This is a genomic window from Arthrobacter globiformis (genome assembly GCF_030817195.1).
GTDB lineage: Bacteria > Actinomycetota > Actinomycetes > Actinomycetales > Micrococcaceae > Arthrobacter > Arthrobacter globiformis_D.
In genome coordinates this window covers 1,411,098-1,435,573 of sequence record NZ_JAUSYZ010000001.1, presented here as the reverse complement: position 1 = coordinate 1,435,573, position 24,476 = coordinate 1,411,098, and the positions used below count along the sequence as shown (strand labels likewise).

24 protein-coding genes and 2 pseudogenes are annotated in these 24,476 nt (G+C 65.6%); 15 read left to right on the top strand and 11 right to left on the bottom strand.

Annotation, left to right across the window (positions count from 1 at the left end):
* Window positions 1-184: 184 nt before the first annotated feature.
* The 3 genes from QF036_RS06610 to QF036_RS06600 all read left to right on the top strand — a co-directional run bounded on the left by QF036_RS06610 (window position 185) and on the right by QF036_RS06600 (window position 3,432).
* Window positions 185-1,870, top strand: coding sequence for a helix-turn-helix transcriptional regulator (locus QF036_RS06610; RefSeq protein WP_307100297.1), 1,686 nt, complete (start codon window positions 185-187; stop codon window positions 1,868-1,870).
* A 106-nt stretch (window positions 1,871-1,976) separates the two neighbouring features.
* A complete protein-coding gene (locus QF036_RS06605) occupies window positions 1,977-2,297 on the top strand; it encodes a hypothetical protein (protein WP_307100296.1) in 321 nt (106 codons plus the stop codon).
* Window positions 2,275-3,432, top strand: a complete 1,158-nt coding sequence (locus QF036_RS06600) for a flavin-containing monooxygenase (protein WP_307100293.1) — start codon at window positions 2,275-2,277, stop codon at window positions 3,430-3,432. Before QF036_RS06605 ends, QF036_RS06600 begins: the two co-directional genes overlap by 23 nt.
* 3 nt (window positions 3,433-3,435) lie before the next feature.
* On the opposite strand, the gene QF036_RS06595 is transcribed toward QF036_RS06600, so the two are convergent.
* From QF036_RS06595 to QF036_RS06585, 3 genes and pseudogenes are all read right to left on the bottom strand, one after another.
* Window positions 3,436-3,816 (bottom strand): VOC family protein, encoded by a 381-nt coding sequence (locus QF036_RS06595; RefSeq protein WP_307100291.1) that lies wholly within the window; start codon window positions 3,814-3,816, stop codon window positions 3,436-3,438.
* Window positions 3,817-3,869: 53 nt separating this feature from the next.
* Window positions 3,870-4,190 (bottom strand): GYD domain-containing protein, encoded by a 321-nt coding sequence (locus QF036_RS06590; RefSeq protein ID WP_307100289.1) that lies wholly within the window; start codon window positions 4,188-4,190, stop codon window positions 3,870-3,872.
* Between the two features lie 223 nt (window positions 4,191-4,413).
* Window positions 4,414-4,998, bottom strand: a pseudogene (locus tag QF036_RS06585) (MFS transporter); the annotation flags it as partial.
* A 238-nt stretch (window positions 4,999-5,236) separates the two neighbouring features.
* On the opposite strand from QF036_RS06585, the gene QF036_RS06580 reads away from it, so the two are divergent.
* Both QF036_RS06580 and QF036_RS06575 read left to right on the top strand, forming a co-directional pair.
* Complete coding sequence (locus QF036_RS06580; protein ID WP_307100287.1) at window positions 5,237-6,262, top strand: DUF808 domain-containing protein; 1,026 nt, start codon at window positions 5,237-5,239, stop codon at window positions 6,260-6,262.
* Window positions 6,263-6,467: 205 nt separating this feature from the next.
* A pseudogene (locus tag QF036_RS06575) lies at window positions 6,468-7,425 on the top strand (lipid kinase).
* Window positions 7,426-7,602: 177 nt separating this feature from the next.
* On the opposite strand, the gene QF036_RS06570 reads toward QF036_RS06575, so the two are convergent.
* On the bottom strand, window positions 7,603-9,117 hold the full coding sequence (locus QF036_RS06570; protein ID WP_307100284.1) for an MFS transporter: 1,515 nt from the start codon (window positions 9,115-9,117) through the stop codon (window positions 7,603-7,605).
* A gap of 235 nt (window positions 9,118-9,352) precedes the next feature.
* Between QF036_RS06570 and QF036_RS06565 the strand changes: the two genes are divergently transcribed.
* Window positions 9,353-9,634 carry a hypothetical protein gene (locus QF036_RS06565; RefSeq protein ID WP_307100281.1) on the top strand — a complete coding sequence of 94 codons (282 nt, stop codon included), beginning with the start codon at window positions 9,353-9,355 and terminating at the stop codon, window positions 9,632-9,634.
* 375 nt (window positions 9,635-10,009) lie between these two features.
* Here QF036_RS06565 and QF036_RS06560 read toward each other — a convergent pair whose 3' ends face one another.
* From QF036_RS06560 to QF036_RS06550, 3 genes are all read right to left on the bottom strand, one after another.
* The gene (locus QF036_RS06560; RefSeq protein ID WP_307100279.1) at window positions 10,010-10,312 is read right to left on the bottom strand and encodes a DUF4193 domain-containing protein; all 303 of its coding nucleotides are present in this window, start codon (window positions 10,310-10,312) and stop codon (window positions 10,010-10,012) included.
* A 232-nt stretch (window positions 10,313-10,544) separates the two neighbouring features.
* Window positions 10,545-10,994, bottom strand: a complete 450-nt coding sequence (locus tag QF036_RS06555; RefSeq protein ID WP_307100276.1) for an SRPBCC family protein — start codon at window positions 10,992-10,994, stop codon at window positions 10,545-10,547.
* A 427-nt stretch (window positions 10,995-11,421) separates the two neighbouring features.
* Entirely contained in the window at window positions 11,422-11,838 is a 417-nt protein-coding gene (locus QF036_RS06550) for a CBS domain-containing protein (protein WP_307100275.1), read from the bottom strand.
* A gap of 634 nt (window positions 11,839-12,472) precedes the next feature.
* Here QF036_RS06550 and QF036_RS06545 point away from each other — a divergent pair.
* The 4 genes from QF036_RS06545 to QF036_RS06530 all read left to right on the top strand — a co-directional run bounded on the left by QF036_RS06545 (window position 12,473) and on the right by QF036_RS06530 (window position 15,211).
* A complete protein-coding gene (locus QF036_RS06545; RefSeq protein ID WP_307100273.1) occupies window positions 12,473-12,796 on the top strand; it encodes a hypothetical protein in 324 nt (107 codons plus the stop codon).
* Window positions 12,797-12,999: 203 nt separating this feature from the next.
* Window positions 13,000-13,710, top strand: coding sequence for a hypothetical protein (locus tag QF036_RS06540; protein WP_307100271.1), 711 nt, complete (start codon window positions 13,000-13,002; stop codon window positions 13,708-13,710).
* 104 nt (window positions 13,711-13,814) lie between these two features.
* The gene (locus tag QF036_RS06535) at window positions 13,815-14,363 is read left to right on the top strand and encodes an RNA polymerase sigma factor (protein ID WP_307100269.1); all 549 of its coding nucleotides are present in this window, start codon (window positions 13,815-13,817) and stop codon (window positions 14,361-14,363) included.
* Window positions 14,360-15,211, top strand: a complete 852-nt coding sequence (locus QF036_RS06530; protein ID WP_307100267.1) for a hypothetical protein — start codon at window positions 14,360-14,362, stop codon at window positions 15,209-15,211. The genes QF036_RS06535 and QF036_RS06530 overlap by 4 nt, the downstream gene beginning before the upstream one ends.
* Before the next feature lie 53 nt (window positions 15,212-15,264).
* On the opposite strand, the gene QF036_RS06525 is transcribed toward QF036_RS06530, so the two are convergent.
* Entirely contained in the window at window positions 15,265-15,822 is a 558-nt protein-coding gene (locus QF036_RS06525) for a TetR/AcrR family transcriptional regulator (protein ID WP_307100265.1), read from the bottom strand.
* An 86-nt stretch (window positions 15,823-15,908) separates the two neighbouring features.
* Here QF036_RS06525 and QF036_RS06520 point away from each other — a divergent pair, with 86 nt between their 5' ends.
* Both QF036_RS06520 and QF036_RS06515 read left to right on the top strand, forming a co-directional pair.
* A complete protein-coding gene (locus QF036_RS06520; protein ID WP_307100263.1) occupies window positions 15,909-16,523 on the top strand; it encodes a DUF2867 domain-containing protein in 615 nt (204 codons plus the stop codon).
* The gene (locus tag QF036_RS06515) at window positions 16,520-17,419 is read left to right on the top strand and encodes a hypothetical protein (RefSeq protein ID WP_307100261.1); all 900 of its coding nucleotides are present in this window, start codon (window positions 16,520-16,522) and stop codon (window positions 17,417-17,419) included. Before QF036_RS06520 ends, QF036_RS06515 begins: the two co-directional genes overlap by 4 nt.
* Before the next feature lie 74 nt (window positions 17,420-17,493).
* On the opposite strand, the gene QF036_RS06510 is transcribed toward QF036_RS06515, so the two are convergent.
* A complete protein-coding gene (locus QF036_RS06510; protein ID WP_307100259.1) occupies window positions 17,494-18,858 on the bottom strand; it encodes an MFS transporter in 1,365 nt (454 codons plus the stop codon).
* 231 nt (window positions 18,859-19,089) lie between these two features.
* On the opposite strand from QF036_RS06510, the gene QF036_RS06505 reads away from it, so the two are divergent.
* Window positions 19,090-20,787, top strand: coding sequence for an amidohydrolase (locus QF036_RS06505; protein ID WP_307100257.1), 1,698 nt, complete (start codon window positions 19,090-19,092; stop codon window positions 20,785-20,787).
* Between the two features lie 313 nt (window positions 20,788-21,100).
* Window positions 21,101-22,072: an MFS transporter gene (locus QF036_RS06500; RefSeq protein ID WP_307100255.1), complete on the top strand. Its 972-nt coding sequence runs from the start codon at window positions 21,101-21,103 to the stop codon at window positions 22,070-22,072.
* Window positions 22,073-22,092: 20 nt separating this feature from the next.
* Here the strand turns inward: QF036_RS06500 and QF036_RS06495 are convergent, their stop codons facing one another.
* Entirely contained in the window at window positions 22,093-23,046 is a 954-nt protein-coding gene (locus tag QF036_RS06495; protein ID WP_307105811.1) for a TRAP transporter substrate-binding protein, read from the bottom strand.
* A gap of 615 nt (window positions 23,047-23,661) precedes the next feature.
* On the opposite strand from QF036_RS06495, the gene QF036_RS06490 reads away from it, so the two are divergent.
* On the top strand, window positions 23,662-23,886 hold the full coding sequence (locus QF036_RS06490) for a hypothetical protein (RefSeq protein ID WP_307100253.1): 225 nt from the start codon (window positions 23,662-23,664) through the stop codon (window positions 23,884-23,886).
* Window positions 23,887-23,932: 46 nt separating this feature from the next.
* On the opposite strand, the gene QF036_RS06485 is transcribed toward QF036_RS06490, so the two are convergent.
* Window positions 23,933-24,376 carry a hypothetical protein gene (locus QF036_RS06485; RefSeq protein WP_307100251.1) on the bottom strand — a complete coding sequence of 148 codons (444 nt, stop codon included), beginning with the start codon at window positions 24,374-24,376 and terminating at the stop codon, window positions 23,933-23,935.
* Window positions 24,377-24,476: the final 100 nt, after the last annotated feature.

The window sequence follows — 24,476 nt, the reverse complement described above, 5'->3', positions numbered from 1 at the left end:
ATACACGGCCGAGGCAGGACCGGTACCAACGGCCAACCGCAGGTCTCCCCCGCACCTTGCCGCCGTCTCAACCCCGGCGGTAGCCTGAAAAACAGATGACGGGCCGCGCCCACCACCGGATCCGAGGGTGCCGGGTCCGGCATGCGCCCCAGGCTCCGACCCGCCACCGGAAACGGAAGCCGCGATGTCCACACTCGCACGGGGCCGGGAAGCCTACGCCGAACGGCGCTGGCCGGACGCCGTCGGGCAGTACACCGCTGCCGACCAGGACGCCGAACTTCCGGCCGCCGACCTGGAACAGCTGGCCACCTCCGTGATCCTCACCGGCCGCGGCTCCGAGGGAGTGGACATCCTGGCCCGGGCGCACCTGAAGTACCTCGCTGATGGCGACTACGCCGCCGCCGGCCGCTGCGCCGCCTGGACCGGGATGAACCTCATGCTGCTGGGCGAACCGGCCCGAGGCGCCGGCTGGCTGGCCCGCGCCCGCCGGATCGTCGAGGACCTGACTGAGCCCTGCCCCTTCGAGGGCCTGCTCTCCGTCCCTACCGGGCTGAACGCCCTCTACCAGGGCGACGGCACAGCCGCCGCGGAAGCCTTCACCAGGGCCGCCGACCTCGGCCGGGAACATGGCGACGCCGACACTGCGGCCCTCGGCACGCTGGGCCTCGGCCAGGCAAAAATCCTGCTGGGCCAGCTCGACGACGGCCTGGCCCTGCTCGACGAAGCCATGGTGGCCGTCACCGTCGGGGAGATCTCCCCCGTCCCCGCCGGGATCATCTACTGCGCAGTGATCGAAACCTGCCACCTGGCCTTCGACCTGCACCGCGCCCACGAGTGGACCCGCGCGCTGGACCGGTGGTGCGACGCGCAGCAGAACCTCGTGTTCTTCAGCGGCCAGTGCCAGATGCACCGGGCCGAGCTGTACCGGCTGCACGGCGCCTGGGCCGAGGCGCTCGACGCGGCCAAAACCGCGCAGGACCTCGCCTTCCAGGGCGACCGGATGGCCACCTACGGCGGCTTCTACCAGGAGGCCGACATCCACCGGCTCCGGGGCGACTTCGACTCCGCCGAGGCCGCCTACCTGAACGCCCAGGAGACCGGCTTCCCGCCGCAGCCCGGGCTGGCACTCCTCCGCCTGGCCCAGGGCAGGCCGGACCAGGCCCGGACCCTGCTCCGGCAGGCCATGGACGGCGCCGGCCCCGACTACCGGCGCCTGATGCTCGCCGCCACGGTAGAGATCGAACTGGCCGCAGGCGACGCACCGGCGGCACGTTCCGCCATGGAGGAGCTGGCCTCGCTCTGCGCCTCGATCGACATGCCCATGCTGCACGCCCTCGCCGAGCAGTCCGAGGCCGCCGTCCTGTTCCACGAAGGCGACCCGCAGGCTGCCCTGGTGCTGCTGCGCCGCGCGTGGTCCCGCTGGCTCGGCCTCGACGCGCCGTTCGAAGCGGCCCGCTGCCGCGCCCTTCTGGCCAGCCTGTGCGCCGCGCTCGGGGACGAGGAATCCGCCCGGCTGGAGCGCGAGGCGGCCCGGGCGGTATTTTCCGAGCTGGGCGCCGCACCGGCGCTCTCGGCTCTGGAGCAGCCACTGCCTGAGCGATCAGTTCCGGGTGCACCGGGCGCCCGGGCAGAGCCGCTGCCAATCTCCAAGTACGACGCCGGCCACTCCCCCGACGCCGGGCCACTCACCGCCCGCGAAACCGAAGTGATCCGGCTCGTCGCCGACGGACTGAGCAACCGGGACATCGCCGCCGAGCTGTTCATCAGCGAGAAAACCGTGGCCCGGCACCTGAGCAACATCTTCACCAAGCTGGGCCTGACCTCGAGGTCCGGGGCCACGGCCTACGCCTACCGGCACGGACTCGCCTGACCTCCCCTCTGCACAGAATTGCCCATTGCCCGCGCGCGAGAGCTCGCCAAAAAGATGGGTGATTCGCCCGATTCGCTGCGGCACGGCGGAAAATAGCGTTAGTGGCATGAACGTTTCAGTGCTCGCAGGAATGGTGTCCACCGTCCTCTTCGCTATGAGCTACCTGCCCATGTTGCTCAAGGCCCTGCACACCAGGGAGCTCGACTCCTACAGCCTCGGCTACCTCGCGCTGAGCAACGTCGCCAACGCAGTCCACTCCGTCTACGTCTTCAGCCTCCCGCTGGGGCCGATCTGGCTGCTGCACTGCTTCTACGTCGCCGCCTCCGCGCTGCTGCTCATCTGGTACCTGCGCTTCAGCGTTCACAACAACCCAACCGCACCTGCATCACCGAGGAGGCACCACCATGAACACCACCCCAGCAACTGACGCCGGCGACACCGCCGGAACTGCCGCCGTCGACACCGCCATCATCGGCGCCGGACAAGCCGGCCTGGCGCTGGGCTACTACCTGGCGCAGCAGCACCGGAACTTCGTTATTCTCGACGCCGGCACCCGGGTTGGCGACGGGTGGCGGAACCGCTGGGATTCGCTGCGCCTGTTCACGCCCGCCAAGTACAACGGCCTGCCCGGCCGGCCCTTCCCCGGCGACCGACTCGCCTTCACCACCAAGGACGAGCAGGCGGACTATCTGGAGGACTATGCCTCCCGGTTCCACCTGCCGGTCCGGCCCAGCACGGCCGTCACCCGGCTGACCCACGACGGCCAGCTGTTCCACATCACCGACGGGGCGCAGCGCTGGACGGCGGCGAACGTGGTCCTGGCCACCGGCGCCTGCCACCTGCCCAAGACGCCGGGCTTCGCGGCGGACCTGCCGTCCGACGTCGTCCAGCTCCACTCCCACACCTACAGGAACCCGGCCCAGCTCAAGCCGGGTCCGGTTTTGCTGGTGGGGGCCGGCAACTCCGGGGCGGAGATCGCACTGGAAACCAGCCGCACACACGAAACCTGGCTGGCCGGCAGGACGACCGGCGAAATCCCGTTCCGGCACGGCCGGACCGCGGCCCGGTTCCTCATCCCCCTGGTGCGCTTTGCCGGAATGCACGTGCTGAACACCGGCACGCCGGTGGGGCGGAAGGTGCTGCCCAAGCTGGCCGGCATGGGCAGGCCGCTGATCCGCACCAAGACCGCGGACCTCCGCGCCGCCGGCGTCCAGCTGGTGCCGCGGGTCGCCGGAGTCCGGCAGGGCGAGGTAATGCTCGACGACGGCCGGAGCCTTCCGGTGGCCAACGTCATCTGGTGCACCGGCTTCACCGAGGCGTATCCATGGCTGGATATTCCTGCGCTGCCCGCGGACTGGCGGGAGCAGCAGCACCGCGGGATTGTGGACGCACTGCCGGGCCTGTACCTGCTGGGGCAGGATCTCCTCTTCGCGGCGGCATCGGAAACCCTCCCCGGCGTGTGCCGGGACGCCAAGTACCTGGCCAAGCGGCTGGCCGCCACCCGGCCTCAGCAGGACGAAGCGCAGGTCCAGGGCGGGCGCGTTGCCCCGCTTGCGAGCTAGCCGTTACGCGCGCTGGGAAATGTTGAGGATGTTCCCTTCGCTGTCCAGGAACCAGGCGGCCTTGCCCCATTCATCCGTGGCAACGCCGTTCTCCGTTTTCAACCCGGGCTGGTCGTACTCTTCAAAGACGACGCCGCGGCCCCGCAGCTCCTCCATTTCGCGTTCCAGGTTGTCCGTGACCCAGCCCATTTGGGTGTTCTTCGCCGTCCCCGCATTCTCTGTCTGATACACGAGGAAGCCCGTTCCGTGGCCGCCACGGTACACCAGGCTGCCGTCCTCCGGGGACTCCGCAGGTTCCAGCCCCAGCTTGTCCCGGTAAAAGTCCTTCGCCCTGTTGATGTCCCTCGCGGGAAGGACAGCCATGATGTCTGAATCGGTGAGCATGATGATTTCCTTTGTGCGTTGTTCTGGTGGTGATGGCGGTGCTCTCCCCCGCCCTACTGCCCCGGGGCGCGGTATGTCGGCGTCTTCTTGACGGCGTCGTCGATTTCCTCCGGCGTCATGAGCGGCTTCAGACGCAGATTCACGGCGCCCGTCGAATTGATCGTCAGCGAAAGTGCCGCGGCGTTGGCCTGATCCGGGATATCAAGGACGCCCAGGACGTCGGTGTCCCCGAAAGCGAAGTAGAAGCTCTCCAGCGATCCTCCAACGGATTTGAGGGCGTCCACCACCACGTCACGCCGCTTGGAGCCGCCTTCCCGCATCAGCCCCTTGATTCCTTCACCCACGTAGTTCGCTTCAAACAGATACTTGGTCATGGTCTTTCCTGTTCCGTTATGGTCCAGGACACGGGCAGCAAGGGCGTGCCTGACACGCGTTACGGCGGGTCCTGGAGCGGTCCCGGAGTGGGGCCGTGCGCACAGCGTAGGCCTACTTCCGCGCGCTAACAACGGCTGTCTGCTAACTCCGCGGACGGGAGTCCGCCACAGTCGGACTGCACCGCCCGGGCGCTGTGTTCGACGTCGTCGCGACGCGCCTTTGTCACATCACCGTCGGCCTGTCAGGGCGTTCTCCGTGCGACGCCCTCGCCTCCTCGTAGCTGCTGTCGAACGGCAGGCTGTCCATTTCCAGCAGCGGGTTCCGGTCCTGGGTCGCCACCAGCTCGCGGGCGGCTTCGTCCGAGTCCACGCTGGGCATGGAGCCGGGCAGGTGCCGCTGGGCGGATTCGGGGAGGAAGTAGATGGCGACCGCCGCGATGGCCGACGTTGCCATCAGGTAGAACGCCGGCATCAGGTCGTTGCCGGTCGCCTGGATGAGCGCGGCGATGATGAACGGGGCGGTGCCGCCGAAAATCGCCACGGCGAAGTTGTAGGCGATGCCCATAGCAGAGTAGCGGTGGGCGGTGGGGAACAGGGCCGGCAGCGCCGACGCGAGTATGGCCACGAAGAACGCCACCGGAAACGCGACCAGGGCCAGCCCGGCGAGCGTGGCTGGCACGGTTCCGATCGAGATCAGAAGAAACGCGGGAAGTGAAAACACCACTGTGCTGATAGCCCCGATCCACAGCACGGGGCGGCGGCCGATCCTGTCCGAGAGGCGCCCTGTGAGCGGGATACACAGGGACAAGGCTCCTGGGCGACGCGACGGTCATTGTCCGAGACCTTCACGCAGGGTTTGACCGCCTGCCATTCTCCGAGCCATCAGCGTCTGCTGAGCGAATGGATGCAGGCCTCGCAGGCCGCAAAGGCGGCGGTGGCGGGCTAGCTAATGCCCGCCGTCGATATACTCCAAACATGCCAATCACACGCCTCGACATAGGCAGCCACACCCAGCCGTCCACCCTTGAGCAGCACGGGGGCGATCTGTGAGCGGCGGTCTTGTCGCCCTGCTGGATGACGTAGCAGCCCTTGCCCGTATAGCGGCCGCCTCAGTGGACGACGTCGCTGCCGGAGCGGCCAAAGCGGGGGCCAAGGCCGCCGGCGTGGTAATCGATGACGCCGCCGTTACCCCGCAGTACGTGTCCGGGGCGGACCCCTCCCGCGAACTGCCGATGATCAAGCGGATCTTTTGGGGTTCGCTCCGGAACAAACTGCTGATCATCCTGCCGGCCCTGCTGCTCGTCAGCGCCTTCGTCCCATGGGCCATCCCGTTCATCCTCATGCTGGGCGGCACATACCTTTGCTACGAGGGTGCCGAGAAGGTCTGGCACAAGCTCCGTGGCCACCACACCGCGGAGGAAGATGCGCCGGCGGTTGAACGCGGCCCGGAGGCCGAGGCCAAGGTCATCAAGGGCGCCATCACCACCGACTTCATCCTGTCCTGCGAGATCATGGTCATCTCGATGAACGAGGTGGCCCAGGATTCCTTGCTGTCACGGGCGATCATCCTGGTGGTCGTGGCCCTCGTGATTACGGTGGCCGTGTATGGTGCCGTCGCTCTCATCGTCAAGATGGACGACATCGGGATGCACCTGGCCGCTAAAGATTCCGCAGGCTCCAAGCGCTCCGGCGAGCTGCTCGTCAAGGGGATGCCCGCCGTGCTGGCCGGGATAACCTTCATCGGAACGATCGCAATGCTGTGGGTTGGTGGCCACATCATGCTGCAGGGGGCCTATGACCTCGGCTGGCACGGTCCGTATGACCTGGTCCATGTCCTCGAGCACCCCTTCGAGGGGATCGCGGTGGTGGGCGGCTTCCTGGCCTGGCTCGTGAACACGTTGTGTTCGTCAGTCATCGGACTCGCCTGGGGCATCGTCGTCATGGCTATCGTGCATCCGCTGCTCAAAGTGCTGCCGTTCGGCAAGAAGAAGGGCGGGCACGAGGAGGGCGACATCCGCGCCGAACTTGCCGGCTATCGGCCGACGAAACGTGACGCCGATCCCGACGCTTAACCAGCGGCCCGGCAGAAACATCGCTCCGCGGTCACAGCCGCCGCCGCCGCAGCACTCCTGCTTTGCGCAAAGGTGAGGCTGTTCCGTAAGGCGTGACAGAACAAGGACGCAGTACCGAACTTGAGGACGCGGGACTGCCGCTGACGGCACTGGCCGGGGCGGCGGGCTAGGAGAATTCACAGGTCCACCACCTAACATGTCCCACATGAAGGCTGCCCGGGACGCCCGCTCTGCCGCCGTGGTGATCAACGCCGGATCACGCCGAGGGGCGGCGCACGAACTTGCGGTGGACACGATGCGCAAGGCAGGCGTGCCGATCTCCTCCGTGCACCACGTGCTGTCCGGGGGCGATCTGGCCCGGACGCTTGATCGAGTGATTGCGGACGGGCACGACCTGGTGGTTGTCGGCGGCGGCGACGGGACCGTGTCCTACGCCGCGGGGCGAGTTGCCGGCACCAACGTTGTGCTCGGCGTTCTTCCGCTGGGCACCGCCAACGACTTCGCCCGCACGCTGGAGATACCCAACAATCTGTCCGAGGCGTGCGCTGCCGTCGCGGACGGGAAGGTGGTGGACATCGACCTGGGCCGGGCGAACGGTGAGCCATTCCTCAACGTCGCTTCCGTGGGCCTGTCGGTGGCTGTTACCGAAGCCCTCAGCCCACGCCTGAAGCGGTACATCGGACCGCTGGCCTACGGCATTGCCACCCTGCGGGCTTATGCCGGGCACAAAGCGTTCCGGGCCCGTCTCGAGTTTCCCGAGGGGGACCACGAGCCGATGGAGCTCGAAAACCCTGCTTCAGGTGGCCGTCGGCAATGGCCGGCATTACGGCGGCGGCAACACGGTCTCACCCACCGCAGGGATAGACGATCACACTCTGGACATCTACGCCATCCTGGCGGCGCCGCTCCGGGAGCACGTGAAGATCGCACGGTTGCTCAAGGACGGAAGCTTCATCGAACACGACCGGGTGTACCACCTGACCAGCCGACATGTCCGGCTGGTCACCGAGCAGCCGCTGCCCGTGAACCTCGACGGCGAGATCGCCACCAGCACGTCGGCCGATTTCACTGTCCAGCGCAACGCCGTCCACGTGGTGGTCCCCCGGAGCAGCACCAGCGCGTTGTTCGACGGACCTGGCGCCGCGGACTGGCCGTCCAGTTGAAAGCCAGCACGATGCTGCGCCAGTGGTCCCTGAAAATCCCCACCGGGCCGACAGAGCGGAACGCGTGGCCGGTCTCGTGAGCCGCAGGAGCTCTGACTCTGGAACGAGATATCCAGCCTAGATGTTCAACTGAAACAGAATTGCTAATGCCGATTTGGGTCTGATGAGTCGTCCTGCTCACATCACCGTCGGCCTGTCAGGGCGTTCTCCGTGCGACGCCCTCGCCTCCTCGTAGCTGCTGTCGAACGGCAGGCTGTCCATCTCCAGCAGCGGGTTCCGGTCCTGCGTCGCCACCAGCTCGCGGGCGGCTTCGTCCGAGTCCACGCTGGGCATGGACCCGGGCAGGTGCCGCTGCGCGGATTCCGGCAGGAAGTAGATGGCGACGGCGGCGATAGCCGACGTGGCCATGAGGTAGAACGCCGGCATCAGATCATTGCCGGTCGCCTGGATGAGCGCGGCGATGATGAACGGGGCGGTGCCGCCGAAGATCGCCACGGCGAAGTTGTAGGCGATGCCCATGGCGGAGTAGCGGTGGGCCGTCGGGAACAGCGCCGGCAGGGCCGACGCGAGAATGGCCACGAAGAACGCCACCGGAAACGCGACCAGGGCCAGCCCGGCGAGCGTGGCCGGCACGGTTCCGATCGAGATCAGAAGAAACGCGGGAAGTGAAAACACCACTGTGCTGATAGCCCCGATCCAGAGCACAGGCCGCCGCCCGATCCTGTCCGAGAGCCGCCCCGTCAGCGGGATGCACAGGGACATGACCACCAACACCGGAACAGTCAGCAGCGTCCCGTGGATCTCGTCGTAGCCCTTGTTGGTCGTCAGGTAAGTCGGCATGTAGGACGTGAGGGCATAGCCCACGGTGTTGCCGGCGGCCACCAGGATCATGGCCAGCACGATGCGGCGCCAGTGGTCCTTGAAGATCCCCACCGGGCCGACGGGGCGGAGCTCGTCATCGGTCTCGTGATGCTGGGCGGCTACGGCTTCCGCCTCCTGCGTGGCCTTGAAGGCGGGCGACTCCTCGATCTTCATGCGGAAGTAGATGGCCACGATGCCCAGAGGGCCTGCGACCAGGAACGGGATGCGCCAGCCCCAGGCCTCCATCTGTCCCTGCCCGAGGATCAGCTGGAGGGCCGACACCATCCCGGCCCCCAGCGCGAAGCCGAGGTAGCTGCCCATGTCCAGGAAACTGACAAAGAAGCCGCGGCGGTGGTCCGGCGAATGCTCGCACACGAACGTGGTGGCGCCGGAGTACTCGCCGCCGGTGGAAAAGCCCTGGATCAGCTTGGTGATCACCAGCAGCACCGCGGCCCAGATGCCCAGCACCGCGTACCCCGGAAGCAGGCCGACGACGAATGTCGCCCCGGCCATCAGCAGCAGGGTCATGGCCAGGACCTTCTGGCGGCCGATCTTGTCGCCGAGCCAGCCGAAGAAGATCCCTCCCAAGGGGCGCGCGACGAACGTGGCGCCGAACGTTCCCAGCAGGAACAGGTTCTGCACTGCCCGGTCCGCCTCGGGCAGGAACACCGGCCCCATCGTGGTGATCAGATAGCCGAACACCCCGACGTCGTACCATTCCATCGTGTTGCCCACGATGGTCCCGCCGAGCGCCTTCCGCAGCGTGCGGTGGTTGACGACGTTGATGTCGGACACGCGCAGTCGCCGCTGCTGCAGGGGTCGCTCGGTCATGGCTCGGTCACCGCCCTGTCTCCAGGCTGGGCACGCGCCGCCAGTTGCCGGCGTCCCCGTTTGGTGGAGGCCCAACTCTCCGACCATCTTCCCACTGCCCAACTGGTACAACAACGAAAACCGCAGCCTACGCACACTGCCCGGGCTGCGCCGTCGTCCGTTCCCCCGGGTTGCTGGCCCCTGCTTAAGCGCCCAGGTGACTCCTGTTCGCGCAGCCACCGCTATTGTGGCCAGCATGGGGTATCAGGAGAAGTGGTTCAGGGTCGTCGAGCAGAAGCGGTCTGGCCTCTTCGGCATGGGACGCAAGTCGACTTATGAGCTGCTTGGGGATGATCGGCGCTTCACCACACTTGAGCTGCTGGCTGAGCTTCTCGGTCCGAACCTAGATGCGCGGCGGGATGCGTACGAGTGTATCGACCGGGCCATTAACATCTTCCCGAACGGGCGGGGTGAGTGGGTGGGGTATCCCTCCGGTGCAAGGCGGACCGATCCGCTGGCCACCGACATCCAGCCGTGACCCTGGACATGCTGGCTTTCGCCACGTTACTGCGGCTCGTCCGGCTGCCCGAGTTGGCTGGGGAGTATGAGTCGCTTGCGATGGACCTGAGGACGGACGGCTCAGCTCAAGCGGTGGAGAAGGCGCGGGAGTGGGTGCTCCCCACCCTTCAATCAGGTCCCGGCCGTCTTGATGATCGGTACATCCAGAAACGGGATGGCTCAGTCGACCGATCCCTCAGCGATTGGTATGACGCGCTTCGCGACAGGCTCGGTGGGTTTGCGAGCGGCACATTGGAGTAACAGGAGACAAGTAGGGCGGCTTGCGCCTGGGGGATCCTTGGAGGCAGCGCCCTAGATCGCCGCTGATAATTGACCCGGCACGCTGTCCTTGAATTTATCCTTCGCACTCGATGCAGTAGGCGTGGCCGTCTTTTTCCCGCGCCATTTGGGAGCGGTGACGGACCAGGAAGCAGGAGTAGCAGGTGAATTCGTCGTCACGTTGGGGAACGATCTGGACGACTAATTCTTCGGCGACAAACTCTCCGCCGGGGATCCCGACACTGTCCATGTCATCCGTTGCGTCCAGTTCACGCACCACACTGTTGGGATCGGGTGCGTTGGCTGACTTGAGGGCCTCAAGGGAGTCGTTCTGCGATTCCTTGACCTCGTTGCGGAGCTCATCATAATCAGTTGCCACTATGATGCATCTCTTTCCTAACTAGGGGTTGTCGGACATGCAACGTATGCCGTGCCGACATAATTCCCTACCTTCATCAGGTTTTTCCAAGGTGCTTGGGCGAGAGTTTGATTGTCCTTGAAGGGAGGTGTTCACGCACCTTCGCGCAGGACTGCCGGGTCCGTCCGCCTCCGCCCGGGGCGCCGGACCCGGCCACACATTTCTCCCGTGTCCTGTCTCTTGGGTGGTTGTTCTAATGAACCTCTCCGCGCCAGCCACCGGTTTCGGTGCCTCTGGCTTCGACGAAATCCTTGAACCGGCGCAGGTCCTCCCTGACCTGCATGTTGTCGAACCCCAGCGCGGCCCCGGCCGTATCAGTGAAGGTTTCCGGTGCCCATTCAAAACGGACCCACACACGCGTTGATCCGGACTGCAGCGGCGTGAACACCACGGCGCCGGCGTGCGTCTGGCCGTCGGTGCTGCGCCAGGCAATCCGTTCATCGGGCTGTTGTTCAATGATTTCGGTATCGAATTCCCGTTTCGCCCCGCCGACGCTCACCACCCAGCGGTTCGTCCGGTCAGTGAGCTGGGTGACGGAGTCCACCCCGGACATGAAATTGGGGAAAGACTCGAACTGGGTCCACTGGTCATACGCTGTCCGCACTGGGACCGCGACGTCAATGGTTTCTTCAACTGTTTGCATGCTCTCCTCCTGCTGAAGGGGTGCTGCCACCGGTCGACAGCGGCAATCCGTATACACAGGATCCGCGGCTTCCGCTTCCGTTCCGGCCCCGCTGTCCCACAATCGTGCCACGTGTGAGCTGATCGTGTTGAAGCGGAGTGTCCTTCTAGGATCTGCGTCTGGGGTCCGGCTCTTCCGGTCGGGGGCCCGGCTCCGGCAATGGACCAGGAACAGGACCGGGATCAGGAGAGGTCGGGTCAGGAGAGCCAGGTGCCGGGGATGTAGGGTCCGGTGATCCTGGGACGGCCGGCCCCGGTTCCTTCGGAAACGGCTCGGGTTCTGGAAGCGGTGGGATAGTCACGCTTTTCTCCTTTGTTTAGTGATGGCCGATTCCCAGTGAGGCTTACCGGTCCGGTTGCCTTCGGCGGGGTCTTGGCAGGTGGTGCGACTAGAAGGAGATGAACGTGACGAGCTCACCGACGCGGTCTTCGGGGTAGTTCCGGGCGATGTCTGCCTGGCTGAGGATCCCGACGAGGTCGTGGCCGTCAATAACGGGCAGCCGGCGGACCTTGTGCTCCTGCATGGTCCGGATCGCCTCCTCAATGGAGTCGTCGGCGCCTATTGTGACGGGCTTGCCCTCCCCGAACTCCCGCGCGGTCACGGTGCGCGGATCGCCGCCTTCGGCCAGGCAACGGATGACGATGTCCCGGTCGGTGAGCATTCCCTTGAGGCGGTTGTCCTCACCGCAGATCGGTAGGGCGCCGACGTCCAGGTCCTTCATCTTTCGGGCGGCCTGTTCGAGGGTTTCGTTTTCGCGGACGCATTCCACGCCCCCGCTCATGATGTCGCGTGCAGCGCTCGGCATGATGTGCTCCTAATCTGCGCCGATAGAGCGGGCCGGGACCGCACAGCGGTTCCGCCGAGCCCGCTGCCTTACGCCCTCCGCAGCGCCAATGCCACCGGGGACGATCGGCCTACAAACCATTCTTCGCCTACGCGGTGTCCCTGTGAACCCTCTGCCGACCCCACTAGCATGCACTTCTTCCGGGCCCCTTGCCCCCAAAACGAGGCGCAGAGGTTTCGAGACTCCGCCGAATCGAGTAGGACAAGGGGTTGGCCGCTCTCTGAAGAAACGGCTGTGACTCTTGAGTGGAACATGTGCCAACATTGCCTCCTTCTTGAGCATGGCGACGGATGACGCGTGAACAGTACCGGACGGGACTTGCTGGACATCGATGACGTTGCCAGAAGACCCGAGTGATCTGCCATCTGTAGATCATTGGGAAGCCGTCAGGGCTTTAACGAAGCCGTGGGTCGCGGGGGCAGAAACGGCCGCCCTAACTGCGTTCTGGCGGTGGTGGTCAGCGGTGGGAGTTGGCCTGGTTACTGCCGCTGTGATGACCGGGGCCTAATGGGGACCTCCCGGAGTTGATCAGTGCCATGGTGGCAGCGATTCATCCGGAGCAGCGGCCGCCCTTACTGCGCGGGATAATGGAAGCATGACCGATCGGGATCACGATGAGGACCTGTGGCAGGAGTTCGATAGGCTCCCGCCCGCAGGGCCTGACCGCGTGCAGGGACTGCCCGGCGGATTGCCACAGGGTTTTGGCTTCCGCACCGGCGTGCGCAGCGCAAAGGTGGCCCTCGGGTTCGCGGTATACGCCCTGATCCTGGGAAGCGTGCTGGTCCTCACCGGCGCCGTTGTGTTCATCACCCAGGGGCACTGGCTGATGCTCGGGCTGATGGTGCTGATCGAGGTGGTCTTCGTCTTGGCCTTCAGGCGGCTGGCGCGCCTGGCGCGCAACCGGCGCTCCGCCCAATAGCGCGACCGCTCACTGCTCATTACGACGGCGGTCATCACCGCCGCCTTCCTCCTCCTTCCGCTGAGTGCGGAGGCCGTTTTTCCAGCGCGGAAAAAACTTTGACGAAACCCGTAACCTTTGTGACTCAAATTACGATCCAGTGAGTGCGGGGGGAAACCGCAAAGTTGAACGCAATCCATGAAAATCCGTCAACGGAGGGTCTCATGTCTTTCTTCACTTTTTCTGGAAACAAGCTCGCAGCAACCGTGATCGCCGCCGGAGCCCTGGTGGCCGGCGGGACGGGGATGGCGGCCTTCGCCGTCTCGTCGCCCGACGGTCCCGTAGCGCAGGTCGCGAAGACAGAATCGCCGTCGCCCACTCCCACGGCCACGGAAACGGAGGCGCCGGAGCCCACCCCCACGGCCACCGAAACCGACTCCGCCGAGCCCAGTCCCACAGCCACCGAAACCGACTCCCCGGACCCGACACCAACGGAAACCGAATCGCCGAGCCCGTCGCCCACAGAATCCGAGGATCCGGAGCCTGAGCCGAGCGCAACATCAGCCCCGGTTGGACCTGACGCCACAGGCCCGGCGGCCTTTGGCCTCTGCAACGCCTTCTCCCACGGCGGCCTGAACTCCACATCCACCGCATACGCGGCACTTGTGAAGGCAGCCGGCGGCGAAGGCAAGGTCGACGCCTACTGCGACACTGTTACGGCGCCGCGGGACACGGCGGACGATGACACCGAGGGGACCTCCGCCGACGCTCCGGAGGAACAGGTGGCCGGGCAGCAGGTGCAGGAGCAGCAGGGCGCAGCAGCCGCCGCCAAGGGCGGCACCCCCGCTGCCAAGGGTGGTACCCCGGCTGCCAAGGGCGGTGCAGGCCACCCGTCCAATAACTCGCACGCACCGGCCGGCCGCGGTCAGCGGTAACCTGTCAGCAGGAGCGGCGATCAGGCCGGGACGAACTGCTCATACCGGCCTGGGCGCCACCTCCGAACGGTGCCCGGCATCGGGCATCTGCCGCAGGGGGGCGGATGCAAAAGCTTAAGGATGAGGCGACGACGCCCCGTCAGGCCGACGAGGGTGTCTTTTGCGCTGTGTACCGCGAGTTCTCGCCGGCCGTGCTGAGCTACCTCCGCGCGCGTGAGGTGGAAGATCCAGAGGGCACCACCCAGGAGGTGTTCCTGGCACTCTACCCGCAGCTGGGGGGCGTGCGCGGAGGTACGAACGGGATCAAGAACCTGGTCTTTTCCATTGCGCACGCTCGCTATGTGGACGAATACCGGCGCCGCCTCAAGGCCCCGCACATCACCGATTACGACGCCGAGGCGGACCCGCGTTGTGCCGCTTCCGCCGAGGACCAGCTGCTGGCTGCCGAGAGCACGGAGAATGTCAAGGCACTGCTCGGCACGCTGCAGCCGGACCAGCAGGAAGTCATCGCCCTGCGGGTGGTCGCGGATCTGTCCCTGGAGACCACCGCGGAAATCATGGGCAAAACTCCGGGAGCCATCAAGCAGCTGCAGCGCCGGGCACTGTGCCGGCTCAGAAAACTCCGTCCCTCACTCAGAAGAGGCGCATCATGACCAGCGACGACAGAAGGCAGGAAGAGTGGCGGCTCGACGACGAGCGCTGCGTGGACGCGCTGCTCGCCGAGGGCGGCTTTCCGGACGACGCTGAACTGCGTGCCGTGCTGCTGCAGTTGAGGAGCTTCCGGGTGACGCAAGTTCCGGAGCCGTCTGCTGAGGTTGCCGCCTTGATGGGTCAGCCCTTTGCAGCGGGAGCGGTTCGGCTGGACGACTGGTCCAGCCGGCACTGGAGGAAGAAGCGCGCTGTGTTCACATCGTTGGCCGTGGCGGCTTCTCTGGGCGTTGCGGGCGGCGCTGCGGCCGGGAACGAGACGCTGCGCAGCCAGGCAGAAGGAACCATCAACAGTATCGTCCGCTCCTTCTCGCCCCCAGCACCGACCACGCCGGCACCGCCACCGCCATCGCAGGCGGAGGCACCCAACCCTGCGCCCGCCGTCGTTCCTTCCCTTGGCTGGACGACGCCGACGGCGGCAGTACCCGCCGCCCCGGCCCCGGCCAGGGTTCCCGCTTCCGAGCCTTCCGTTCGCGAACGGCAGGTGTCAGGAGAGGCAGCCGGGCGCCCGGCGCAGACTCCGTGGGACGCTGGGGTTCCTTCCGCGGTTCCGCCAGGCGGAGGAAAGCCGGCTGAGCCAGGCGCCTCCCGCGCGACCGGCGCACCGTCACAGGCAGCGCAACCACCGGCCGGCCGGGCGAACGTTTCCGACAATGGGAGGGCAAAGGGCAAGGCACCTGCGGACGCCCGGACGGGCCAGGGTGGATTAGAACAGGGCGGCGACGCACAAGGCGGAACGGGGCAGGGTTCCGGCCAGCCGCCGGCGGCACCGGCCCAGGGCGACCGGCGGTAGTCACCAGCGGCGGACCGCCGCTGAACGCCACAACCTTCGAGATCATCTGCCTGTCAGGGAGCTCCGGAGGTCATTCGCTCGAACACAAGCTCCAGCACGGCATCGTGGTCGAAGTTTCCGGTGTCGAACCGCATGTAGTGCCCTGCGAGCCAGACGCCGATCATCACCGCCGCGCGGGCGGCCGCCTCGGCAGGGTCGCCCGTGAGTTCGACGTGCAGCTCGCGGAGGTAATCGAGCCGCGCCCGGTCCACGCGACGCAGGCGCGCGGCGACGGCAGGGTCACGGCGCGCCCACTCACGGATGGAGAATTCGGCCCGTGCAATGTTCTCCCTCGCCTTCACGCTCGCGAAGAGAGAGTGGAGCCGCTCTTGCGTGCCGCCCCGGGACTGCTCGACCTCATCGATGACGGCCTGCGCGGCCTCGCGCTCCCAGAGGTCAAGAGTCTCGGAGAGGAGTTGGGCGCGGCCATCAAAGTACCCATAGAAGCCGCCCTTCGTCACGCCCAGACGCTTGGCGAGCACTTCGACCCGCACGGTCTCGGGGCCGCCTTCGGTGAGCGCGTCGAGGGCTGCCCTGACCCAGGCTTCCCGCGGCGTGCGTGCATTGACCATCCGTCCGCCCTCTCGATCTGTACGCTAGCGTATATCGCTGTTATCCTACCTCTTATACGGTTCCGTATAGATTCGAGGAGGCGACCATGTCGCGACTGCCTAGGACCGCCCACCGCGCCCTCCCGTGGCGCATTCACGAAATCGCGCCCGACTTCGAAATCGAGGACGTCTGGTCGTACCGGGCGCCCGGTGCCGGGCCGGATGACTTCGGTGTGATGCTCGCAGCGATCCGCGCCGCAGGCGGCCCGGGATCTTCATCGCGTCTAAGCCACGCCCTCTTCGCCCTGCGCTGGAGGCTGGGGAAACTGTTCGGGTGGGACAACGAACGGGACGGCCTCGGCGCCCGTGTCAGCTCCCTCCGCGACCGGCTGCCCGAGGATCTGCGGGGCACCGCTGAGACTGATCCGCCCGGTAGCCCCTTCACGTCGCTCTACCGGCTGCCCCGGGAAGCCGCGAGAGAGATCGCGAACGGCACGGTGCACGCAGTCATGCATCTCGGATGGGCCGAGGGCGACGGCGGGTGGGAGTTGCGGATGGCCGTGCTCGTCCGCCCCAACGGATGGTTCGGGCGCATGTACCTCGCGGCTATCCTGCCGTTCCGCCTGCTCATCGTCTATCCGGCGATGACCCGGCAGTGGGAGGGAGCCTGGCGAACGCGGATGACGGTGGGTCGCGCCGCGGGTTTCGAGGCAGCAGAGTGACGGCCCCGCGCCGGATCGCCTTCTGGGCTGCAGTGCTTGCGACGCTGCCATACCTTGCCCTCAAGGTGTCGTGGATCGCCGGCGCCACAACCGGACTGGAGGACGAGGCGGCGGTCGCGACCATGAGCAGTCCGCGCTTCATGGTCGGCAACGCCGTCACGGCAGCCATGGAACTCAGCGCCATCGGCCTCGCGTTCGTCCTCACCCGGCCATGGGGTCGAGGCATCCCCGCCTGGCTTGTGGTGATTCTCGGCGGTGGTGCAACAGGGCTGCTCGTCCCGATCCTCATCGGTTTGCCCCTGGGACTCCTGCTGCAGCTGGTCTCGGGCGCACCTCCCACGGCGGCCGATGACGGCGGGCTCGCGGGATGGGCATTCGCCCTCGTGTACACCGGTTTCTGTATCCTCGCCGCGGCGTTAACGACGCTCCTGGCGTTCTATGTGCTGGACCGCTGGGGCGTGCTCTTGGACGGGCCTCCGCCGCGAGCGCGTGGCTGGGCCGCGGCCGTCGGCGCGCTCGGACTGCTGCCCTTCGGTGCGGCCATGACGGTCTGGGGCGCGGCCGGTCCCGGGGACACCGGGCCGCAGGGGCTCGCATCACTCGACCAACGGGTAAGTCTTCTCGTCACGGGCATGCTCGCGCTCGGGGCGTTCGTGGCACCGTACATCAGGGCATCCGGCGCCGGGAGCGCGCGGGCCCTGTGGACCGTGCTCTGGATGGGATGTACGTGCGCCGCCCTGCAGGGACCAGCTCATCTGCTTCTCGCCGAGGGCGCGCGCGTCCAACCCGCGGTCGCATTCTTGGCCGTGCTCGCGACGCCGGGAGCCGCGGCATACGGATTATCGATCCTGCGTGAACGGCGCCGCGCGCTGGCGCATGTAACGGCCAAGCCGTAATTTGATCGTGTTCGTCGGTTCCGAATGACGGTATCCCGCGCAACGTAGCGGCGGCGGGGCCGCCGTCGTCCTCCCTACGCCGCCTTCCGCTCCCGCCACAGCAGCGACACCACGAACGTCACCACGCAGAGCCCCAGCATCACCAGCACCATCCGGCCCCAGTTCTCCTGGGTGACGCCGGTGCCGTAGAAGATGCCGATCATCACCGTGGCGCTGATGGCACCGACGTACCGGCAGGTCTGGAAGATCCCGGCCGCCACTCCCCTGTCCTCCGGCGCCGCGGACAGGTACAGGCCCTGGTTCGAGGCGATGCTGACCGACCCGTACGGCACACCCATCAGGGCGGTCAGCACCAGCACCAGCAGGACGGCGAACGACGCCGTCAGCAGCCACAGTGCCGCTGCCGCCACGGTCAAAAGTACGACGCCGGCAATCAGCACCCGCCGCACGCCGAACCGGTCGATCCCCCTCACGGCGAACGGCGTGACGACCACGGACATCGCCGCCAGCGGCAGCATCAGCACACCCACCAGGCCGGGGTTGTAGCCCGCGGCCTCCTGCAGCAGCTGCGGCAGGCCGAAGAACGCGAAGTAATAGACGCCGCTGAACACCGTGAAGCCCAGGTACACCAGCAGCAGCGGCCGGTTCCTGCCGAGCAGCCGCAGGTCCAGGAACGGTCGCTTGAAGGTCAGCTCCCGCCAGGCGAACAGGACGGCCAGTGCCATGGCTCCGCCCAGCAGCCACCAGCGGAAGCCGGGCAGCGCGTTCAGCAGGCCCATGAGCAGCAGCACCATGCCTCCCGTGAATGCGAGGATGCCGGGGATGTCCGAGTCACGCAGCAGGGTGCCGATGCTGCCGTGCTCCCGCGCTTCATCGGCGGGCGCGAACCTCCGCACGATGAGCAGCGCAGCCAGCGCCAGCGGCACGTTGATCAGGAACAGCGCCTCCCAGCCGACCAGGCTTACCAGCAGCCCGCCGACCACCGGGCCGACGGCGGCCCCGGAGGTGTTGGCCATCTGGATCCGGCCCAGCGGCCGGGTGGAGCTCGTGTCAGCCAGCCGTGCCAGGGTGCCGACCATGACGACGGCGCTCGGGTACGCCGTCGCCGTCCCCAGCGCCATGAGCGCGCGGGCAATGCAGACGAATACGAAGTTGGGCGAGAAGGGCGCCAGCGCGCAGGACGCGATCACCAGGCCCATGCCCAGCATGAAGAGCTTTCGTGGCCCGAACCGGTCGGCGAGCCGCCCCATCAGCGGCTGGCCCGCGGCCGAGGTGATGTAGAAGGCGGTGATCACCCAGGTGACCGTGGCGACGTCGAGCCGGAAGTCCTCGCGCAGCACCACGAGGGCGACGGCGATCATCGAGGAGTTCAGCGGGTTCAGGGACGTGCCCAGGCTGAGGCCGGCTACGGCGAGGCCGGTGCGGGGAGAGTTGCTCACGGCAACAGTCTTCCGCACACGGTGCTTTCGGAGCCAACTCGGGATACTTCGGCTCCCCGAACACGGGTCGTGATGGTCGCGCAGCCCATGGGTTCCTCACAAGCCGCTTGATGTGTCTTCCAGCGAGATTGGCCTGCAGGATTCCGCAAGAACCGTGCACGGATAGTCAAAACCCAAGAACTCCCAACACTCTAGTGTTGTGCCATCAACTCACCGTTAGGGACTGATGCTATGAACAACCAGGCCGATCTTCTTCTGATCAACGGGGTTATCGACACACTGGACCATGCACATACCCGGGTGGCGTCACTGGCGGTCAAAGCCGGCAAGGTGCACTCCTTCGGTGCGGCTGCTGAGGCCGCCGCCGGTCCGGGAACTACCGTCATCGATCTTGGCGGCGGCTATGTGATGCCCGGCCTGCTGGATGTGCACAACCACCACATGATTGCTGGCCAAATGGACTTGTTTGAATTGAATGAGCCTCCCACCAGGACACTCGATGAGCTGCTCAACGCCGTGGCGGACCAAGCGAAACGTCTGGCACAGGATGACTGGGTGGTCGGCGGAAGCTGGGGTTCGGGGCTCCTGGCGGAATTGAATTCCGCAAACGCTCTTGCCCGCTTTGATGCCGCCACCGGTGGACGGCCAGCGCTGCTGAAGGATGACAGCAAGCACAACCGGTGGGCCAACTCCCGGGCGCTGGAACTGGCAGGCATCGGCGACGGCACACCCGATCCCGAAGGCGGTCAAATTATGCGGGACGCATCTGGTCGCGTGACGGGTGTCCTCATCGAGGCCGGAGGCGTCTTGGTGGAGCAGACGTTGGCCCGGCTACGGCCAACGTCCACAAAGGATCTGGCGCGAGCGGCTGCGCGCGGAATCGAGATCCTCCACTCCTACGGGGTGACAGGGTTCCAGGACGCCGCGGCCTCCCTCCAGCTAATGCAGGCGCTGAAGGAACTCGACGACGCGGGAAACCTGCACGCTTGGGTAGTTACCTCCATGCAGGCCAACGACTTCATCTTCGGCACCAATCCGCTGGGCGAGGGCATAATTGCGCACCGGGACGGGCTGCGGTCCGAACATCACCGCCCGGACTTCATCAAGATCTTCCTGGACGGCGTACCCCCGGCAGGAACGGCTGCCTTCATCGAGCCGTACCTTTCAGGCGTCGGTTTCCCCGAGTGTCACTGCGGTGGCACCACTATGCCCCCGGCGGAACTCGAGCGGTGGCTGATGAGCACGGCTGAACGCGGCATCTCCGCCAAAATCCACTGCACCGGAGACGCGTCGGTCCGGCTCGTGCTGGATACCGTAGCTAAAGTCCGCCGAGCCGGATATACGGACGCGAAATACCACATCGCTCACGGCCAGTTCGTCCATGAACAGGACATCGAACGTTTCGCCGAGCTGGATGTCACCGCCGACATCTCCCCCTCCCTGTGGTTTCCCGGAGTCATCTCCGAAGCCATCGCCACAGTACTTCCCGCCGACAGGGCCTCAAAGATGCAGCCCAACCGGTCCCTGCTCGACACCGGCGCCCGCATCGCCGGAGGCTCGGATTGGCCGGTCAGCGTATCCCCAAACGCCTGGGAAGGCATTTACGGGCTCGTGACCCGCAAGGACCCGACCGGAGAATTCCCGGGCACGCTCTGGCCCGAGCAGGCCATCACCCTGCCAGAAGCCATCAGGATCTACACCACCAATTGCGCCGAAGCAATGGGCGTGGATGACGTCACAGGATCCCTGTCGCCAGGGAAATCCGCAGATTTCATTGTCCTGAGCGACAATCCGTACGAAATCGACATCGAGGACGTTCCGCACATAACCTCGCGGCAGACCTGGTTCGCCGGCCGCAAAGTCTTCGACGCAGAGCGCTCGGAACACGCCACGGGCGCATCCGGACGACTGGCCCCGCAGCGCGCCTGACCGCTTCATTTGTCCCCAGTTCTTAGGCTTGCGGACCCGCAGGCATCATCACGTCCCCCTGACGGCGGCACCGCGCCGCTTCGTCCTGCCCGAAAGAACATGACCATGACCACTGCCTTAAAGGCCGCTCCGGGGGTAACCGCCTCCGACAGGGGCACGTACACGTATATCGCCGTTTTCAGTGCCGTCCTTTACACCGTGCTGCTGATTGCCCCAGTGATCGCCGGCAAACTGATCCAACAGTTCGCTTTGTCCCCGGTCCCAGGTCGGGACGCTCTTTTCGCTGGAACTTGGCGCCTTCAGCCTGGCAACAGTGCCGGCTTATCTGTGGCTGCGCCGGATGAACCTGAGAACAGCCAGCTACCTCTTCACTGCCGTCGTCATCGCAGGGAACGTTGTTTCAGGTCTTTTGGACGATTTCGGACTCCTGATCGTCGTCCGGGTGGTGACCAGCCTCGCGGCCGGCTCTATCACGGTGATCATCCTGACTCTCAGCGGAAAGACATCGAACCCCAGCCGCGCGTTCGGAATTTTCGTCGTATTCCAATTGGCCATGGGCGCACTGATATTGGCCGTCTTCCCATCATTGTTCGCCGGAGCAGGAGTCGCAGCGATCTATTGGACCCTCGCCGGTCTGGCCGTGTTGTGCCTCCTCGTGGTCAACCGGATCGACGGGGAAGTGCTGCGAACATCTTCCCCGGCGGCAACGTCAGCGCCGTCGCGGGTGCCGATCTTCAAAGCAGCAGCGGGAATGGCCGCAGTCTTGCTGTTCTATGTCGCACTGAGCGGCGTCTGGTCATTCATGGCCCAGATTTCCGCCGGCTCCGGAATCGACCTTTCCGCTAGCAGCCTCATCCTTTCCCTAGCCACCGTCGCCGGGATCCTGTCAGCCCTCACGGCGACGGCCCTCGGGGACACTCCCCGACGGAGGATCTACCTCATCGCCGGCTACGTAGGCATGGCGCTCAGTATCGGCTTACTTTTTGACTCACCGGCTCTCGTCCGCTTCGCCATCGCCGCAGTGATCTTCAAGTTCGCCTGGACTTTCATCCTGCCCTACCTGCTGTCCACACTGTCCGACCTCTCAAACGGCGGACACCTCATGAACACCACTAATCTGATGATCGGCAGCGGCTTCTCCATCGGCCCGATCGTCAGCGGGGCGCTGATCCAATCGGGCGCCGGTTCATTCACCGGCATGCTCGTGTTCGCCTTGACCGGCGTTCTGGCATCCGGTGCCTTCGTCTTGGTCGCACAGCGCCGAAAGGTAGCCCCGCGCATCTGAGGGCTGAATTTCTCGTTGATCTACCCTCCAGGAGTGCAGGATGGGCCATTGCTAGGTGCGGAGTCGGCGGCGGCCAACTCCCTGATCTTGGCGATGCGGGCTTTTGTATCGGGGTCCACCTCGAGCTTGTTGTAGACAGCGGCGCCTGCTGCCTTGAAGGCAGCGATGTCCGCGTTAGTGGCCCTGGTAACGGTCCCGCCGTTCAAGCAGAATTCGGCGGCGTCATCTGCTGTCGAGGTCATGGCTTCACTTGCCCACGTGCGCGCGGCTGCCGCAGCGTCCTTCAGTGACTGCCGCTGGGACTCGCTTAGGCCCTGAAAAACGTTGGCGTTGGCCACCAGGGAGTTCAGCTTTGAATACAGCACGAGGTTAGCAGCCACCGTCGTGGGCGCAGGCAAGGACCCGGCTCCCACGAACGACGATTCTGCCGCGACAACTTTCCCGTCGGCAATGCCCTCGGGGAAGCGCTCGCCCACAAGGTCATCGGGTGTAGCTCCTAGTGCATGCAGCAGAGCGTACGTAGTCTCCGAACGCGGAGCGCGTACGGTTTTGCCCGAAAGATCGGCTGGCTTCAGCACCGGTTTGCCAAAGGAGAAGAGCAGCCGCGTGCCTTCCGGGAAAAGGGCCAGCCCGGACACACCGACCTTGTCCAGACCCGCCAGCATTTCGTCAGCAATGGCAGGTTCGGCGACCTTGGACAGCAGAGTCTTCGAAGTAACGAGGAAGGGGGCGTGAAGTGCCGCAAAGGAATCCACCCCTTCGGTGTCCCATGCCCGCGCTGGAACCAGCCCCATGTCGAAGTCGCCGGCCACGACTCCGCGTGCCACCGCTTGATCCCAGTCGTCTTTATCCTCGCCCACGGCCTTCCATACCGGTTCAATCAAGAGCTGACCGCCGGAAAGTTCTTTGACCTGCCGAGCGAATTCCTCAATCTGAGCCGCAGCCGGGCGGCCAGGTTCGTCGTCGGTGGCGATGCGCGCAGAACGCGCGCTTGTTCCGTGGCTGGTGGGCTAGCTGTTGGAGCGGTGCACCCCGCCGCGGCGAAAACAGCAGTGAGGCCTAAACCGACTGAAGCCAGAAACACGGACGGATTCCCCATAGCAACGCGCCTTCCGAACGGTGAACCAGTGATGCCGTGCAAGTGAAGAGACCGGTGAATGTGCCTGAGGTAGCGGTACGAAGAAGCGCGCGTACCTGTAACCTACTCGCCGGCCGGCAGCCAAGCAATGGCAGGTGCCGTCACAAAATTCCGTCAGAATTTGCGGTTCCGTCGCCGCACAAGGGCTGCCAAAAACGACGGTCCAGCATGTTGAACCGGGCTGACAGTGGCGGCCGCCCTACACGCCCGGCCTTCCTGGTCGGATGACCTCACAGCCATCGCCGTCCGCAGAGCCCTTCAATGAAGGCGGATCTTGTGGGGAGGCCGAAAGAGCGGATCTGCGTAACCTCGTTCCACCGCACGGCGATCACCATGAAACCTGAACAAATCCTGCGCTAATCTGGCCTGTTGCTTGACCGCTTCTTGAGCCCTGCCCGGCATAGTCGCTTATATCAAAGCCAAGGCTCAGGGCGCGGGGAAGGACAGGGCCATGAATGCTAGGACAGTACTCACCAGTCAGCATACCGACAGCCATTGGACTGCCGATGAGGTTAGGGACAAGCTCGGGCGGGACTTGGAATCGGACCCGGGCCTGGCCGAGTTCCTTGCCGCAGCCCCGAACATGGCGCGCGCCCTCAAAGCCGTCCTGAACCTGGACCTTGGCCAACTGGCAGAGCGGTTGGTCAAAGCCGAGATCAGCGCCATCCTGCATTAGTGAGGATGCGCAGCGGTATGGAAGTCTGCTCGGACCGGATACTTTCTTACTGCGAGGGGCTCACCGATGGCCGGTGCTGGTGCAGAGTTTCCTGATAGTCTTCGTCGGACCTTTCATCCCGGGGTTCATCGTAGGGATAGCCACCGGGAAGCGCCCCTTTGGCAAGGCCGCGCAGGACCAAGTGGTGCAGCGAGGTTTGACCGTCAGCCACGACGGCGGACATAGTGGCCGATGTCGGACCATGGATTTTGGCATTGGCCATCTGGTCAATGCCGGACGCGCTGGCCGCGCCTAGGAAAATGACCGCCAAACCTGCTATTCCGGGCACGAAGCCCCGTCTCCAAAGCCCCATTGATTGATCATTGCCCACGAACATGAAGGCAGCGACAGAAGGCCCTTTGAACAGGCTGTGAGAACGCCACTCGCACAGCAGCGGCGTCAGCCTCCTGGGCGCCCGCCTCACGAGCTCGCGATCGTCCAGCAGACACATTCAAGAGCCTCTTTTGCACCCTTTGCATGGGAAAATAAAGCAAGGACACCTGTCACGGCGCCGGATCCGGCACCGGCACGTCCCGCTCAAAAGACCAGGA

Coding starts and splice junctions, on each gene's coding strand:
- QF036_RS06570 (WP_307100284.1), bottom strand. CDS start 9,117: ATGACCGAGCGACCCCTGCAGCAGCGGCGACTGCGCGTGTCCGACATC.
- QF036_RS06520 (WP_307100263.1), top strand. CDS start 15,909: ATGTCGCGACTGCCTAGGACCGCCCACCGCGCCCTCCCGTGGCGCATT.
- QF036_RS06490 (WP_307100253.1), top strand. CDS start 23,662: ATGAATGCTAGGACAGTACTCACCAGTCAGCATACCGACAGCCATTGG.
- QF036_RS06485 (WP_307100251.1), bottom strand. CDS start 24,376: ATGTGTCTGCTGGACGATCGCGAGCTCGTGAGGCGGGCGCCCAGGAGG.
- QF036_RS06590 (WP_307100289.1), bottom strand. CDS start 4,190: ATGACCAAGTATCTGTTTGAAGCGAACTACGTGGGTGAAGGAATCAAG.
- QF036_RS06530 (WP_307100267.1), top strand. CDS start 14,360: ATGACCAGCGACGACAGAAGGCAGGAAGAGTGGCGGCTCGACGACGAG.
- QF036_RS06505 (WP_307100257.1), top strand. CDS start 19,090: ATGAACAACCAGGCCGATCTTCTTCTGATCAACGGGGTTATCGACACA.
- QF036_RS06550 (WP_307100275.1), bottom strand. CDS start 11,838: ATGCCGAGCGCTGCACGCGACATCATGAGCGGGGGCGTGGAATGCGTC.
- QF036_RS06525 (WP_307100265.1), bottom strand. CDS start 15,822: ATGGTCAATGCACGCACGCCGCGGGAAGCCTGGGTCAGGGCAGCCCTC.
- QF036_RS06535 (WP_307100269.1), top strand. CDS start 13,815: ATGCAAAAGCTTAAGGATGAGGCGACGACGCCCCGTCAGGCCGACGAG.
- QF036_RS06565 (WP_307100281.1), top strand. CDS start 9,353: ATGGGGTATCAGGAGAAGTGGTTCAGGGTCGTCGAGCAGAAGCGGTCT.
- QF036_RS06595 (WP_307100291.1), bottom strand. CDS start 3,816: ATGCTCACCGATTCAGACATCATGGCTGTCCTTCCCGCGAGGGACATC.
- QF036_RS06610 (WP_307100297.1), top strand. CDS start 185: ATGTCCACACTCGCACGGGGCCGGGAAGCCTACGCCGAACGGCGCTGG.
- QF036_RS06545 (WP_307100273.1), top strand. CDS start 12,473: ATGACCGATCGGGATCACGATGAGGACCTGTGGCAGGAGTTCGATAGG.
- QF036_RS06600 (WP_307100293.1), top strand. CDS start 2,275: ATGAACACCACCCCAGCAACTGACGCCGGCGACACCGCCGGAACTGCC.
- QF036_RS06605 (WP_307100296.1), top strand. CDS start 1,977: ATGAACGTTTCAGTGCTCGCAGGAATGGTGTCCACCGTCCTCTTCGCT.
- QF036_RS06555 (WP_307100276.1), bottom strand. CDS start 10,994: ATGCAAACAGTTGAAGAAACCATTGACGTCGCGGTCCCAGTGCGGACA.
- QF036_RS06540 (WP_307100271.1), top strand. CDS start 13,000: ATGTCTTTCTTCACTTTTTCTGGAAACAAGCTCGCAGCAACCGTGATC.